Here is a 13,523-nt window from a genome sequence, read left to right as displayed (position 1 = left end):
CAGAGAGGCCACCATGGACGTCACACAGGCTGCTGAATATCCGCTCGATCCCTTTCCCCGCTACGAACAAATGCGTGCAGCCGCTCCTGTCTTCCAGGACGGCCAATCGGGGAGCTGGCACGTGTTCCGGTATGACGATGTTCAGCGGGTGCTGTCCGAGCACGCTACGTTCTCATCCCGCATGGGCGGTGAAAATCCGTCCGGCTCCGGCCAGCTCTTCGCCTCAAGCCTCATCACCGCCGATCCCCCGAGGCACCGGCAGCTGCGCTCCCTGGTGACACAGGCTTTCACGCCAAAGGCCGTTGACGCGCTGGCTCCACGTATCGCCGGCCTCACGGACGAACTCCTGGAGGGGATCGCGGCCCGCGGGAGCGGCGACCTGATCAAGGAATTGGCGTACCCGCTGCCGGTCATCGTGATTTCCGAGCTCATGGGCATCCCGGCGGAGGACCGCGAGCGTTTCAAGCAATGGTCCGACGTGATTGTCAGCCAAACCCGCACTGGCCCGGCCAGCGACGGGCAGGACGCAACCGCCTCAGAGATGATCGAATACTTCCTGGCCCTCATCGACCAACGCAGGAGCCGCCCCGGCAGGGACCTGATCAGCAGCCTGCTGTCTGCCGAGATTGACGGCCAAAAGCTCACGGTCCCTGAACTGCTCGGCTTCTGCAGCCTGCTGCTCGTCGCCGGCAATGAGACCACCACCAACCTGATCGGCAACGCCGTTCTATGTTTGTCTGAGTCGCCGGGCTCTCTCGAGCGTGTCCTTAAGGAGCCGGCCCTGCTTCCCCAAACCCTCGAAGAGGTACTGCGGTTCCGGTCGCCGGTCCAGTCCATGTACCGGGTGACGGTGGCGGAGACGATTTTGGGCGATCAGCGAATCCCGGCCGGGGCACCGGTTGTTGCCTGGATCGGGTCCGCCAACCGCGACGGGCAGCAATTCGAGCGGCCGGCCGAGTTCGACATTGACCGCCACCCCAACCGTCATCTGGCGTTCGGCCACGGCATCCACTTTTGCCTCGGCGCGCCCCTTGCCCGGCTGGAGGCCAGGATTGCGCTGGAGGCACTGCTGGCCCGCTTGCCTGGGCTCTCCTTGGCTCATGAAGCGCAACTGGAGCGGATGGAAAGCACCATCGTTTACGGACTGAAGGCACTTCCCGTCAGGTGGCAGCCTGCCTGACGCACGGACGGCCGAGTCCACGGGGAGACCCCGTATGCACCTGAAGCCGGCACTGCGACCGCCAGCCGCCCGGCATCATTCGGGGATGCCCGTTTCTGCGGCGTAAGCGGTCGCCTGGGCCCGCACCTGACGGATGTAGGCATCGGACTGGTTGTAGGAGTGGATGGCGTCTGCCCACCCCTGCGGGGTTGTGAGGTCCCGGCCGTGGGCGCACAAATATGTGGCCGCGCTGAGGGCGGCGTCGTCGATGTTGGACGGGTCCGCTGTTCCGTCCCCGTTCCCGTCCCTTCCTGCAAGCCGCCACGTGGAGGGAATGAACTGCATCGGCCCCACCGCGTGGTCCCACCGGGCGTCGTCGTCAAGGGCGCCGCCATCCGTATCTGCGATGGCGGCGAATCCATCGCCGTTAAGGCTTGGTCCCACGATGGGCCCGCTCGCATGGCCATTGCTGTCCAGGCGGCCGCCGCCATAGGTTCCATGGGCTGATTCGACGAAGCCGACAGCAGCCAGAGTATTCCAGCCGATTCGACACATCGGGGTGGCGTCATTGGCCGTGGCGGCGGCACCAACGTAGGCCCGCAGGGCCCGGGCAGGGATACCGGTCTGGGTGGAAGCCTCCAGCAGCCACTGGGCGTCCGGGCTGCGTGTTACGTTGACGGCGGTGTCGATGCCGGCGGGGCCGAGTGCGAAAGTTGCCCCTGCCCGCGGCGGTGCGGAAAAGGCCACCCGGGCGTCCGCGCCTGGCTGCCGGATGAGCCAGAAGGAGACAGCAGTGCTGATGCAAACGACAAACAGGCTGAAAACAACAAAGCGTTTTACACGGAGCACTGACTAATCAAACCATCAATCGCGAGGGCTGAATGACGAGCCGGTTCCCAACCGGCCATGCAGCGCCCGGGAACATCGTCGGATCCATCTTCTTCAGCACGCAGTATCGGTACCATCAGGCATGGGCAGGAAGAACTACCTCATCGAAGGCGGCTCAGGAACCGGCAAGACCGCTGTCTGCGACGAGTTGCGCCGGCGCGGTTATCACGCAATCAACGGTGACCGCGAACTGGCCTATCAAGGTGATCCTGAGACCGGTGAACCGCTCGCCGGCATCACCGGCGTCTCCATGCACCATCACCATCTCTGGAGGGTGGACGACGTGAAGGCCCTCACCGAAGACCGGCGGGAGGCGGTGACGTTCTTCTGCGGCGGATCCAGGAATCTCTCAAAGTTCATTGAGCTTTTTGACGCGGTGTTCGTTCTTGAGGTGGACCTCGAAACGCTTCGCCGGCGGCTTGATGCGCGCCCAAAGGACGAGTGGGGAGGGCGCCAGGCTGAACGGAAGCTCATAGAACGCCTTCACGGAACACGGGAAGAAATCCCGTCCGGTGCCATTGCGATCGACGCTACTGCACCACTCCAGAGCGTGGTGGATGACATCCTCCGCAGGACCGGAACAGGTTCCGGGAGCTAAGCAGGCGGTTTACGAAACCTGCGCGCGATGGTTGTCTGCAAGGACGGCAAGGTCGCGGATCAGGCGCTGTACCTCATGTTCCCGCCTGCTGGAACGCGAGGTCTGTTGAACCGTGCTGGGTCTTGCCAAGGGCCCCACAGGTGGAGCGGGCACCGGTGGCGTCACCGTATGTTCGTCCTTGGCGGCCAGCGGATTGCTTGTGCTCATGCGGCGCCCCTTGGCCTGGTCAATTGGGGGACTGTCCCCCAAGTCGTAGCTGTACGGCCACTTTAGGAAGCCCTGCGGCCACGGGGAAGACATTTTGTCCACTACAGGGATTTATTGTTTCAATCTTGAGCTTGGCTTCATTGTCGGCTGTCGACCAAGAACCCCCACGGCCTCCCGCCGCGAAGGTGCTGCCACTGACCGGACCATTGCCTTGAAACGCGGGCATGGCGACCATGGAAAGGTGGGAATGAAGGACAGGCAGCGTGGTCTTGCTTTCACCCTTTGCTTGCCGATTGTGGCCTGGGGAACCGCCGGCTGCGCGTATGAGTACAAAGAGACTGTGCAGAGTCCCATGGCGAGCCCGTCCCCAGTCGCTGATTCCCCTGCCCCCTACGTTGACCCGCTCGTCCTGGAGCGCGAGGTGGGAAACTATGCTGAGCTGGACCGGCTTCTTAAGGCAGTACCCGGGCCTGCGCTCCTTTTCGAGGAGGGACCCCTGGATGGCCCCGTCAGGGGGTTTGGCACGATGGCGAAGGTGCCGGCGGCTGGGCTGTACACCGTCACCGTAGCCTGCGTGGGTGGTTCCGGCGCTGTGGTCTCCGTGGGGCAGGAGCATCCCGGCGCCCCCTTTCAGCCGGTGGAGCTGTGCCTGAAGTGCGCAGGGGCCACGTCCAGGGTCCTCCCACTTGAGCAGGGGTACGTTTTTGCGCATCTGGTGCTGCCCGTTCCGGGCGATACGCCGTGGACAGGGGCCGTGGGCGGAGTACGTGTCACCGGTCCCGGCGCGTCATCGTTGGGCCCGTCACCGGATTCTTTGTTGGACTCCTCCAAAATCGAGTCGCCCAGGGAGAACTAGCGTCTGCTGTGAGGCATATTCCATGTAGACGCAAAGGACCAATTAATGACCATCCAGGCAAACCTTCCCAGCGCCGGCAGCACCGGGACCACCGCGGGCGGAGGCTGCGCAATCCTGGAAACCGCCCGCCGGCAGGTTCTCGGGGACGGCATCGGCCTGAACCAGGCCCAGCTCGAAGAGGTCCTCCGGCTCCCGGATGAGGCACTTCCAAGCGCCCTTGAATTGGCCCACCAGGTACGGCTCCGCCACTGCGGGGAGGAAGTGGAGGTAGAGGGCATTATCTCCATCAAGACCGGCGGCTGCCCGGAGGACTGCCATTTCTGCAGCCAGTCCGGTCTCTTTGACTCCCCCGTCCGTGGCGTGTGGCTGGATATCCCGGAACTGGTCAAGGCCGCCAAGGAGACAGCCGCCACCGGGGCCACGGAGTTCTGCATCGTCGCTGCCGTCCGGGGGCCCGACATCAAGTTGATGAACCAGATCAAGTTCGCCATCGACCGCATCACCCAGGAAGTGGACATCAACATCGCCTGCTCGCTGGGCATGCTGACGCAGCGCCAAGTGGACCAGCTCAAGGAGTGGGGGGTGCACCGCTACAACCACAACCTGGAAACGGCACGCAGCTACTTCCCCGAAGTCGTCACCACCCACACCTATGAGGAACGGCTGCAGACCTGCGCCATGGTCAAGGACGCCGGCATGGAACTGTGCTGCGGCGCCCTTATCGGAATGGGTGAAAGCCTGGAGCAGAGGGCTGAACTGGCCGCCCAGCTCGCAGCCCTGGAACCCCACGAAGTGCCGCTCAACTTCCTCAATCCCCGGCCTGGAACTCCGCTGGAGAACCAAGGCATCATGGACGGCAAGGACGCCCTCCGCGCCATCGCCGCCTTCCGCCTGGCCATGCCCCGCACCGTTCTTCGGTACGCCGGCGGCCGCGAACTCACCCTCGGCGACCTCGGCACCCGCGATGGCCTGCTCGGGGGCATCAACGCCGTCATCGTGGGCAACTACCTCACCACCCTCGGCCGTCCTGCCACCGCAGACCTGAACCTGCTCGTGGACCTCAACATGCCCATCAAGGAACTTCAGAAAACGCTGTGAAGAGAGCTTTTCCCTCCATGCATTCAGCCGCCGGGAACTTTTGCGGGCACTGCGGCGAGGCGTTCGACGGCGGCAACCACCCGCCGTCGAACGCCCACCAACGCTGCGGCGAACGCATGGCAATGGAACCGCCGCGGTACTGCGCCGCCTGCGGGCGCCGGATGAAAGTACAGGTGACGCCGCTTGGCTGGACAGCGGAGTGTTCCCGGCACGGCGTGGTGGTGGCCTGAGCCGGGGGCTTCGCCCACGTCTATTGACTATGGTGTGGCACCGCGCTATACCTCAACTAAGTCCAGCAGCAGGCCCCGCTTCAGCTCAGCCGGAGGCCGCTGTGACATCACCCCTATCCCCCACCCGCTGCAGGATCCTGCGCGTCAGCAGCCACCCCGGACCCCACCATGGCATGGGACCGCCCGTGGTGCGTCCGGGTACAGAGGCACCACGCCAATGACCCCGTTCTTTACGTGAACCAGCAAACCCCTGCTTCCTGAGGAAGTGCCGAAGTGGACACGATTCCGACAGTGCTCCTTGTCATCGGCGTTGCGTTCGCCTGGATCGGCCTGACCGTCCTCGTGATCGTCCATCTTCGCCGCCGAAGGAACGGATCCACCCTGGTGGCATCAGCGCCGTCTACCACGGTCCACCTTCATGCAAGGCCATGGCACAGCCGCATGCGCCGAAACCGTGCCGCTCCACACCCCCGGAGGGTAAGCCTGCGGCGGGCACGGGGCCGAGGCAATTCCCCCCACATCTGATCACTGTCTCGAAAGCAGCGCCGCGCTGGACCCTTGCATACTGAAAGCACCGCCATGGTCCCAGGCACCAAATCGCCTCAAGGAAGCTAAGCCGTGTACCGCCTTCTTCGCTTTGCAGGCCCCGGCAAAGTAGAGATCATCGAGAGCCAGAGCGTTGCCCTCCAGCCCGGAGAGGTTCGGGTCCGCACCCTGTTTTCGGGTATCTCGGCCGGGACCGAGATGACCGCGTACCGGGGCACTAATCCCTACCTGACCTCCGTATGGAATCCCGGGATCCGCCTGTTCCAGCAGGATCTACGTGAACCGCGGCTTGGCTACCCCCTGGACGGGTGGGGATACTCGGAGGTCGGAGAGGTCGTGGAGGTTGCTGCCGTGCCCGACCCGGTCGATGAGGGGAAGGACGCCGGCCGGCCTGTCAAAGTCGGAGACACCGTCTGGGGCATTTGGGGGCACCAGTCCGAGGCTATCCTGCTGGCAAAAACCGTGGCCGGTCACCAACTGCCCGAGGGCATGGACCCGCTCGCTGCCGTATTTGTGCGGGTGGGAGCGATAGCCCTGAACGCCGTCCTGGCAGCTGACCTGGGGGTGGGTTCGACGGTTGCCATTTTTGGCCAGGGCGTCATCGGCCTGCTGGCCACCCGCTTCGCCGTTTTGAACGGCGCGACGGTGATCGCAGTGGACGGAATCAGGGTGCGCCAAAACAAGGCACTCGCTTGGGGTGCGGAGGAAGCCTTGGCGCCGGACCCGGATCCCGCAGCCCGGATTCGCGAACTTACCGGCGGCATGGGGTGCGATTGCGCCATTGAACTCAGCGGGAACTACCGCGCCCTCCACGAGGCCACACGGGCCGTGGGTGCCGATGGCACAGTGGTTGCTGCCGGCTTTTACCAGGGCGGCGCGGCACCTCTCCGCCTGGGAGAAGAGTTCCACCACAACCGGGTCCAGATACTCGCCTCGCAAATCGGTTCGGTCCCAAACCGGCTGCGCACCCGGTGGAGCGTTCCCCGCCTGGAACAGACAGTGATCGCTTCGATCGCGTCCGGCGCCCTGGATGCAGCCTCCCTGGTGACCCACCGGTTCGACATCGCAGATGCTGCCAAGGCCTACGAGCTGTTGGATAACAATCCCGAGTCTGCCCTTCAGACAGTTTTGGAGTTCCGATGATCCCGCTCACCGTACAAGAGCAGCACCTGCCCGGTAGCTGCCTGGAGGAGAAATTTGAGAGAGCCGTTGCCTGGGGCTTCGACGGAATTGAGCTCCGCGCCCAAGGCGACCTGGGTTTCCAGAACCGTCTGTCCGAGCTTCGGCGCGCACGGCAGAACGGAGTGGTCATGCCCACCGTATGCGTGGACATGCTTCACTTCATCGGAGACTTTGACGAGGCCCTCCGTCGGGACGCCGTGGTTCAACTTCGATCCCAGCTAAGTGTCATGGCCGAGCTGGGGGGCCGGGGCGCCGTAACCCCGGCCTCGTACGGCATGTTTTCAAAACGCCTTCCCCCGTTCATTCCGCCGCGAACCCAGGAGGAGGACACGGCCGTGCTTGTTGATGTTCTCGGTCAACTTGGCGGGCACGCCGAGCGCGAAGGCGTAGAACTCTATCTGGAACCCTTGAACCGGTACGAAGACCACATGGTCAACACACTCGCCCAGGGCGTGGAACTGCTGCGGAAAGTCGGACTCGGTTCGGTCAAGCTTGCCGCAGACACCTATCACATGAACATTGAAGAAGCAGATCCCGCAGCGGCACTGGAGGCAGCGGGCGCTTTCGTCGGCCACGTCCAGGCCAGCGACTCCAATCGACTGGAACCGGGCGCCGGCCACATCGACTGGGCTCCGATCGGCGCCGCCCTCAAGGCCATGGGGTACCAGGGAACAGTGGCCCTCGAGTCCCGGCTTTCCGGTCCCCCTGAACTGGTCCTGCCCCGGGTCCCGGAACTGCTCAGACGCTTCCTCTGAGACGCTGGCCTTTCGGGGGATAATCCATCGGTGGCCGGCGCCTTTGTAGAACGATGCTTTCTTGCCGCCGCTGAACGCCCTCCTACATCCGTCCTGAGGCAAGATCTGCGTCGACATTCGCATCCGCACCGCTCATGTCCTGCGAACTGTCCGAACGCACCGTCTCTTCTTTGGACGCCTGCATTGAGCGCCAGACTGCTGCCCCGGCTGCCAACGCTACGAGCCCTGCGATCCACCACCACATCCGGAAGGCCGGCTGCCGGGACCTCACCGGGCCGCGTCTCTTGGCTCGTGCGGCCGGTTTCGGGCCAACGCGCTTAAGCTGTCCCTGGACCCGTGGCGTCAGTGTCTCCACACCCCCGGCAAGCTCATCGGCCAACCGGCGCAACAGCGCCTGGAGGCGGGGAGAAGCGGTCTCGATGCCTGCATCCAGCCCGGCCACCGCCCGCTGAAGCGCAGCCTGCACACCAGGCGTGGCCCATTCCCTGCCTCTGGCCAGCTGGCCCATGAGGTTCTCGGAGAGATGATGGACCCGCTCGGTTTCAGTCATTGCTGCTCTGCGCATGGATGCCTCCTTGATGTAATGGATGACGACAGACTAGGGCGCGGAGAAGTGCCCAAACAGGGTCTTTGGAACCAAGACAGGTATCCGGGACGTCCCGGCGCTCCAGAGGTACAGGGTGCCATGACCAAAGCCCCTACTCCGCCATTGCCTGCGCTATCACGCTGGGAGTTGGGGGTAGCAGCTCCCGGGTCACCGGCTGGCGCGCGTTTGGTCAGGCAGGAGGGTCCCCATGACAACGCAACCACAGCCCGGAGTGCCGCTCGTTTCGGGCGCCGCCGGCAAGGGGTTCTCCTCGTTCACGAGGCGCCATCCCTTGCCTGTTTTCTACCTCCTCGCATTTTTCATCTCCTGGGGCGGAATGGCTGCCATTCTCAGAGCAGGGCACCTAACCGTAACCTGGGCCGCGGCGGCGCTCCCGGCAGGGCCCGCCGCAGCCGGCGTTTCCCTTACCGCCCTTCTATACGGCCGAACAGGGCTTCGGGAACTCGGGACCCGGCTGCGCCAATGGCGGGTGGGCCCCCGGTGGTACCTTTTCGCCCTTCTTACTGGCCCGATCGTCATGGCTACGACGGCGGCCTTGGTCTCGATGATGTTTCCGGGTTACTACGCGGGCACGACCACACTGGAGGGGACAGCGGCCATTATCCTGGGCGGCCTCCTGGTCGGGCTCGCGGTCGGCATCCTGGAAGAGCTTGGCTGGACGGGCTTTGCCCTGCCCAGGCTCCGTAGGCGTTACGGCATTCTTTTGACTGGCCTCATCATGGCCCTGCTGTGGGGAACCTGGCACTACCCGATGTTCGCGGACAGCACTGACCCTTCAGGAGCTATGCCAAACGCGGTTATCGTGGCGGTGTTCCTGTTTGCCTGGCTGCCCCCATTCCGGGTGCTGATGGTGTGGGTCTACGACCGGACAGGGAGCCTCCCGCTGGCGATGCTCATGCACGCGCCGCTTTCGGCAGGGGCGTTCATCAACTCTTTCATGGCATCAGGTACGGCGACCGGAATGGCGGTCCTGATGCCGGCACTGCTTTGGGGTGCTGCATTCTGGACGATTGTTGCGGTTGTCTTCCTCGTCAAAGCCCGTCGACTTCGGGACGCAAACCCTTAGCGCACCACCTTGCGGTGGCCTGCGTCCAACCGCTGGGTCCACCCCCGCGAATCGAGGTGTTCCAGCAGTGGAACCGCTATCCGGCGCGTCGTTCCGAGGGCTTGGCGCGCCTGGCTGGTGGTAAAGGGCTGCTCCAGGCCGGCTAGGGTTCGCATCGCAAGGGCCGGCGCCGTTGGCAGCAGCACCACGCCGTCACGCAGCCTCAGCAGGCGGCCCGAGCGTTCTGCAGCAGCCAGCTCCCGCGTGCCCAAACCCAGCGCGGCCAGCTCCTCGGATTCCGGGGCCTGGAACGTATGCGTGGTGAGCCTGCGCTCCAGCTCGGCAATTGCCGGTTCGATGGGGCCAAGGTGGCCCCGGCTGCCGGGCAGCCGGATGTGGCCTGCGTCCTGTTCCAGGGCGGCCCCACGGATGACATGGGAAAGCAGCTTCTCGTCGGGCAGGCGAAGCAGGTTGCGGGCTGCCCCCATGGAAAGGCCCGGCGCCAAGGGATCGGATTCCTGCAGCGCCTGGACTGCGTTGCGAAGCTGGTGCTGCCAGGCCTCAAAGACAGGAGCGTGCACCCACCAGTCGTCAATGACCTGCACGCCGGACGGCCCTTCCGGGTCCTGCCCGGACAACAGCCCGAGCCGGCGCAGATGCTCCACCCGCACGGCTTTGCGGGCTGCCACCTCCCCCAGCACGTCACCCGCCGGGTCCATGCCTGCAAGCCGCTGGGCCCAGTGGGCGCTGTCTCCGCGCCGCCGCAAGGCCGGTGGATCGGCGTCGAGGATGCGTGCCCCGCCCAGCACAGAGCGGCTTCCGGGGTCGCGCAGCACCAGCCGGTCGCCCAGGACGAGAGGCAGGTGCCTGTCAAGGACGAGCCTGGCGTGGTCGGCGCCGAAAGGACGCAGCCTGGCCGGCACGGACGCGGTGCCAACATGGACCATGAGCTGCTCCGGCACATCCGTATACGCCACACCGGTGGTCCGTTGGATGCCCACGACGCCGGTGGTGGGCCAGGCATCGGGGGTGAGCAGCGCATCACCGCGCCGGATGTCCGTGGCGGAAACGTCGCGCAGGTTGAGGGCCACACGGCTGACTGGCGCCACCGAGGTGTACGAGGTGTCGCGGCTTTGCAGGCCACGGACGACGACGGACCGGGAACCAAGGTGACCAAAGAGGCCCAGCCGGTCCCCCTGGACGATCGTTCCTGCGGCCAGCGTTCCGGTCACCACGGTGCCGGAACCGGTGATCGTGAACGACCGGTCCACCCACAGCCGGACCCGCCCATCTGTGGCGGGTTGGGGCACACTGGCCAGGACGCCGTCGAGCGCTGAACGCAGCTCAGCCAGGCCGGTGCCGTCGATGGCGGACACGGCAACGGCCGGGGCATCCCTCAGACCAGTCCCGGCCAGCTCCACCCGGGTGCGTGCCAGGACGTCCGCCACCCGCTGGCTGGACGCCCGGTCCGCGCGGCTGAGGACCACCACACCGTGCTCGATGCCCAGCGCCGCCACGGCGTCCCGGTGGTCACTCGACTGGGCCTGCCAGCCTTCGTCGGCGGCGACGACGAAACACACCACCGGCGCGGGTCCGATGCCGGCAAGCATGTTGCCCAGGAAACGCTCGTGGCCGGGGACGTCGACGAACGTAACGTCCTGCCCGGACGGCAACGTGGTCCAGGCGTAACCCAGGTCGATGGTCAGCCCGCGGCGCCGTTCTTCTTCCCAGCGGTCCGGCTCCATGCCGGTAAGGGCGCGGACAAGGGTGCTCTTGCCGGAATCGACGTGACCGGCCGTGGCAACGACGTGCACGGTTCAGCCCGCCCTGCCTGCATCCGCAGCCTCGAGGGCCGCCAGCGCCTGCCGAATGGCCTCGAGAATCCGGTCGTCGTCCGCGGCGGGCACGCACCGCAGATCGATCAGGCAGGAACCGTCGTGGACGCGCGGAAGCACGGCGGGATCGCCGGTACGCAGGAACCGCGCCAGTCCTTCGGGGAGCCGGAGCGCCCACCCGGGCAAGGCAAAACCGGGGGCGCCCCCGCCGCCTACCCTGCCGTCATGCGGCACCACGGCTGCCCCGAGTTCCTGGGCCAGCCGTTCCGTGCGGCGCCGCAATTGCCCGACGTCGGCGTGCAGCGCCTGTACGACGGGCGGCATTCCGCCGGCCACGGTCGCCTCCAAGGCAGCGAGGGCAAGTTTGTCGGCCCGGACGGCCCGGGCAAGCGGGTGGCGGGCCAACCGGGTGATGACCTCCTTGCGGCCCAGCAGCAGGCCCGCCTGGGGTCCGCCGAGAAGTTTGTCGCCACTGGCGATGACGACGTCGGCCCCGGCCGCCAAAGCGGAGGCAACATCAGGTTCATCAGGGAGGTGCGGGTCGGGTGCCAGCAGTCCACTGCCAAGGTCGGCCACGAGCGGTACTCCGTGTGCCTGCGTCAGCGGGGCCAGTTCATGCAGCGGAACAGCGGAAGTGAAACCGTCTACCCGGAAGTTGCTCGGATGGACCTTCAGCACGCAGCCCGTATCGGCGCCGAGGGCCGCGGCGTAGTCGTGCAGGTGGGTCCGGTTGGTGGTGCCCACCTCGCGAAGCCTTGCCCCTGTCGATTCCATCAGGTCGGTGAGCCTGAAGCCTGCACCGATCTCAACGAGTTCGCCGCGGCTCACCACCACGTCCCGGCCGGCGGCCAGGGCTGTAGTGGCCAGTACCAGCGCCGCTGCTCCGTTGTTGACCACCAGTGCGTCCTCAGCGGCGGGACAGGCGGCGAGCAGTACCGCCCGGGCCCCGGCGCCACGGCGGGAGCGGTTTCCGTCAGCCAGGTCGAGTTCCACGTCAACGTAGCCGCTGGCTGCGATAACAGCTTCGACCGCGGCCGCGGAAAGGGGTGCCCGCCCCAGGTTGGTGTGGACGATGACCCCGGTGGCGTTCAGCACCGGGCGGAGGGTTGTTGCCTTGCGGTCAGCGACGGCGGCCAGCAGGACTGGCTCCACCTGGCCGGGAGGAAGGTCACCGCGCCGGGCCTGGTCCTGGATGTCCCGGACGAGTTCGCGGATCACACGCTCACTCAGCCGTGACCGGGCTTCGCGGACGGGCGGCAGTGCCAGCAGGTCGTCCGTGCGGGGAATCAGGCGGCGGGGATCGACGTGGTCCACAGCCCTCCTCATATCGCGGCATTCACTGCCGAAAGTTGGCGGTGGCGGACGGGAATCGAACCCGCCAGGCCGAGATGCTCAGCCGCACCGGTTTTGAAGACCGGGGGGCCCACCAGGACCCGGACGCCACCGCGCCTCAATATAGCAGGTCGATTCACGGGGGTACGCTAGGCGGGTGAATGAGGCCCAGACGTCAGTCCAGCAACTTGATGAGGGCGCCGTGGGCGCCCTTCGGCTCACCGACTACGCCCACGGAGGAGGCTGTGCCTGCAAGATCCCGCCGGGTGAGCTCGAAGATGCCGTCCGTGGCCTCATCGGCCAGCCGGGCGCAGAGGTGCTGGTTGGCCTGGACAGTGGCGACGACGCGGCGGCCGTCCTGGTGCGGGACGACCTCGCGGTTCTTACCACGGCGGATTTCTTCACTCCCGTTGTCAACGATGCCTTTGACTGGGGCCGGATCGCCGCCGCCAATGCGCTCTCGGATATCTACGCAATGGGCGGCCGGCCGGTCACGGCCATCAACCTGGTGGGCTGGCCCCGCGGCGTCCTGCCAATGGAGCTGATGACGGAGGTCCTCCGCGGCGGGCTTAGTGTGGCGTCGGAGGCCGGTTGCCCGGTGCTTGGCGGACACTCCATTGACGATCCGGAACCCAAGTACGGCATGGCCGTCACCGGCGTCGCGCACCCGGACCGGCTGCTGCGCAACGACGCCGCCCGGCCGGGCCTGCCCATCACGCTGACCAAGCCGATCGGCGTCGGGCTTCTCAACAACCGGCACAAAGCGACCGGTGAAGTGTTTGCCGAGGCGATAGCGACCATGGTGGGCCTCAATCGCGACGCGTCCGAGGCAGCGGTGGCCGCCGGCGTCCGGGCAGCAACGGACGTCACGGGTTTTGGCCTGCTTGGCCATCTTCACAAGATGGTCCGGGCATCGGAGGTGGGCGCAGTGATCGACCTGAATGCGGTACCGCTGATTGATGGAGCCCGCGAGGCACTGCGCGACGGCTTTGTCTCCGGCGGGACCCGGCGCAACCTCGACTGGGTGCGGCCGCACCTGCAGACCGCACCGGGCATCACCGAAGACGACCTGCTGCTGCTTGCCGATGCCCAGACTTCCGGCGGGCTGCTGGTGGTCGGCGAGCTGCCAGGGCACCCCGTCATCGGCCACACCACTGCCGGCCGGGGCATCAGGATCCGCTGATG

14 protein-coding genes and 1 tRNA gene are annotated in these 13,523 nt (G+C 66.0%); 9 read left to right on the top strand and 6 right to left on the bottom strand.

Features of this window, described 5'->3' with window-relative positions; genetic code table 11:
- Positions 1–13: 13 nt before the first annotated feature.
- The gene (locus LDO14_RS09380) at positions 14–1,180 is read left to right on the top strand and encodes a cytochrome P450 (protein WP_223995017.1); all 1,167 of its coding nucleotides are present in this window, start codon (positions 14–16) and stop codon (positions 1,178–1,180) included.
- Positions 1,181–1,255: 75 nt separating this feature from the next.
- On the opposite strand, the gene LDO14_RS09375 is transcribed toward LDO14_RS09380, so the two are convergent.
- Positions 1,256–2,008 carry a lytic murein transglycosylase gene (locus LDO14_RS09375; RefSeq protein ID WP_223995015.1) on the bottom strand — a complete coding sequence of 251 codons (753 nt, stop codon included), beginning with the start codon at positions 2,006–2,008 and terminating at the stop codon, positions 1,256–1,258.
- A 121-nt stretch (positions 2,009–2,129) separates the two neighbouring features.
- On the opposite strand from LDO14_RS09375, the gene LDO14_RS09370 reads away from it, so the two are divergent.
- Positions 2,130–2,645 carry a nucleoside kinase gene (locus LDO14_RS09370; RefSeq protein ID WP_223995013.1) on the top strand — a complete coding sequence of 172 codons (516 nt, stop codon included), beginning with the start codon at positions 2,130–2,132 and terminating at the stop codon, positions 2,643–2,645.
- Positions 2,646–2,654: 9 nt separating this feature from the next.
- On the opposite strand, the gene LDO14_RS09365 is transcribed toward LDO14_RS09370, so the two are convergent.
- A complete protein-coding gene (locus tag LDO14_RS09365; protein WP_223995011.1) occupies positions 2,655–2,852 on the bottom strand; it encodes a hypothetical protein in 198 nt (65 codons plus the stop codon).
- A 352-nt stretch (positions 2,853–3,204) separates the two neighbouring features.
- Here LDO14_RS09365 and LDO14_RS09360 point away from each other — a divergent pair, with 352 nt between their 5' ends.
- The 5 genes from LDO14_RS09360 (at position 3,205) to LDO14_RS09340 (ending at position 7,519) form a co-directional block, all read left to right on the top strand.
- Positions 3,205–3,708 (top strand): hypothetical protein, encoded by a 504-nt coding sequence (locus tag LDO14_RS09360; protein WP_223995009.1) that lies wholly within the window; start codon positions 3,205–3,207, stop codon positions 3,706–3,708.
- Positions 3,709–3,753: 45 nt separating this feature from the next.
- Positions 3,754–4,806 (top strand): biotin synthase BioB, encoded by a 1,053-nt coding sequence (bioB, locus tag LDO14_RS09355; protein ID WP_223995007.1) that lies wholly within the window; start codon positions 3,754–3,756, stop codon positions 4,804–4,806.
- Entirely contained in the window at positions 4,803–5,036 is a 234-nt protein-coding gene (locus LDO14_RS09350; RefSeq protein WP_223995005.1) for a hypothetical protein, read from the top strand. The genes bioB and LDO14_RS09350 overlap by 4 nt, the downstream gene beginning before the upstream one ends.
- Positions 5,037–5,654: 618 nt before the next feature.
- A complete protein-coding gene (locus LDO14_RS09345; RefSeq protein WP_056390138.1) occupies positions 5,655–6,725 on the top strand; it encodes a zinc-binding alcohol dehydrogenase in 1,071 nt (356 codons plus the stop codon).
- Positions 6,722–7,519 (top strand): sugar phosphate isomerase/epimerase family protein, encoded by a 798-nt coding sequence (locus LDO14_RS09340; protein WP_134165400.1) that lies wholly within the window; start codon positions 6,722–6,724, stop codon positions 7,517–7,519. Before LDO14_RS09345 ends, LDO14_RS09340 begins: the two co-directional genes overlap by 4 nt.
- A gap of 82 nt (positions 7,520–7,601) precedes the next feature.
- Here LDO14_RS09340 and LDO14_RS09335 read toward each other — a convergent pair whose 3' ends face one another.
- Positions 7,602–8,084, bottom strand: coding sequence for a hypothetical protein (locus LDO14_RS09335; protein WP_134165401.1), 483 nt, complete (start codon positions 8,082–8,084; stop codon positions 7,602–7,604).
- A gap of 229 nt (positions 8,085–8,313) precedes the next feature.
- On the opposite strand from LDO14_RS09335, the gene LDO14_RS09330 reads away from it, so the two are divergent.
- Complete coding sequence (locus tag LDO14_RS09330; RefSeq protein WP_223995002.1) at positions 8,314–9,192, top strand: type II CAAX endopeptidase family protein; 879 nt, start codon at positions 8,314–8,316, stop codon at positions 9,190–9,192.
- Here the strand turns inward: LDO14_RS09330 and selB are convergent.
- The 3 genes from selB to LDO14_RS09315 form a co-directional block, all read right to left on the bottom strand.
- Positions 9,189–10,985, bottom strand: coding sequence for a selenocysteine-specific translation elongation factor (selB, locus tag LDO14_RS09325; protein ID WP_223995000.1), 1,797 nt, complete (start codon positions 10,983–10,985; stop codon positions 9,189–9,191). The two genes, LDO14_RS09330 and selB, sit on opposite strands and share 4 nt — an antisense overlap.
- A gap of 3 nt (positions 10,986–10,988) precedes the next feature.
- Positions 10,989–12,320, bottom strand: coding sequence for an L-seryl-tRNA(Sec) selenium transferase (gene selA, locus LDO14_RS09320; protein WP_223994998.1), 1,332 nt, complete (start codon positions 12,318–12,320; stop codon positions 10,989–10,991).
- 36 nt (positions 12,321–12,356) lie between these two features.
- A tRNA-Sec gene (locus tag LDO14_RS09315) sits at positions 12,357–12,451 on the bottom strand.
- 44 nt (positions 12,452–12,495) lie between these two features.
- On the opposite strand from LDO14_RS09315, the gene selD reads away from it, so the two are divergent.
- The gene (selD, locus tag LDO14_RS09310) at positions 12,496–13,521 is read left to right on the top strand and encodes a selenide, water dikinase SelD (protein WP_208324281.1); all 1,026 of its coding nucleotides are present in this window, start codon (positions 12,496–12,498) and stop codon (positions 13,519–13,521) included.
- Positions 13,522–13,523: the final 2 nt, after the last annotated feature.

This window comes from Arthrobacter sp. NicSoilB11, assembly GCF_019977375.1.
Classification (GTDB): Bacteria; Actinomycetota; Actinomycetes; order Actinomycetales; family Micrococcaceae; genus Arthrobacter.
The sequence above is the reverse complement of the archived record's forward strand: the minus strand, read 5'-3'. Positions and strand labels throughout refer to the sequence as shown.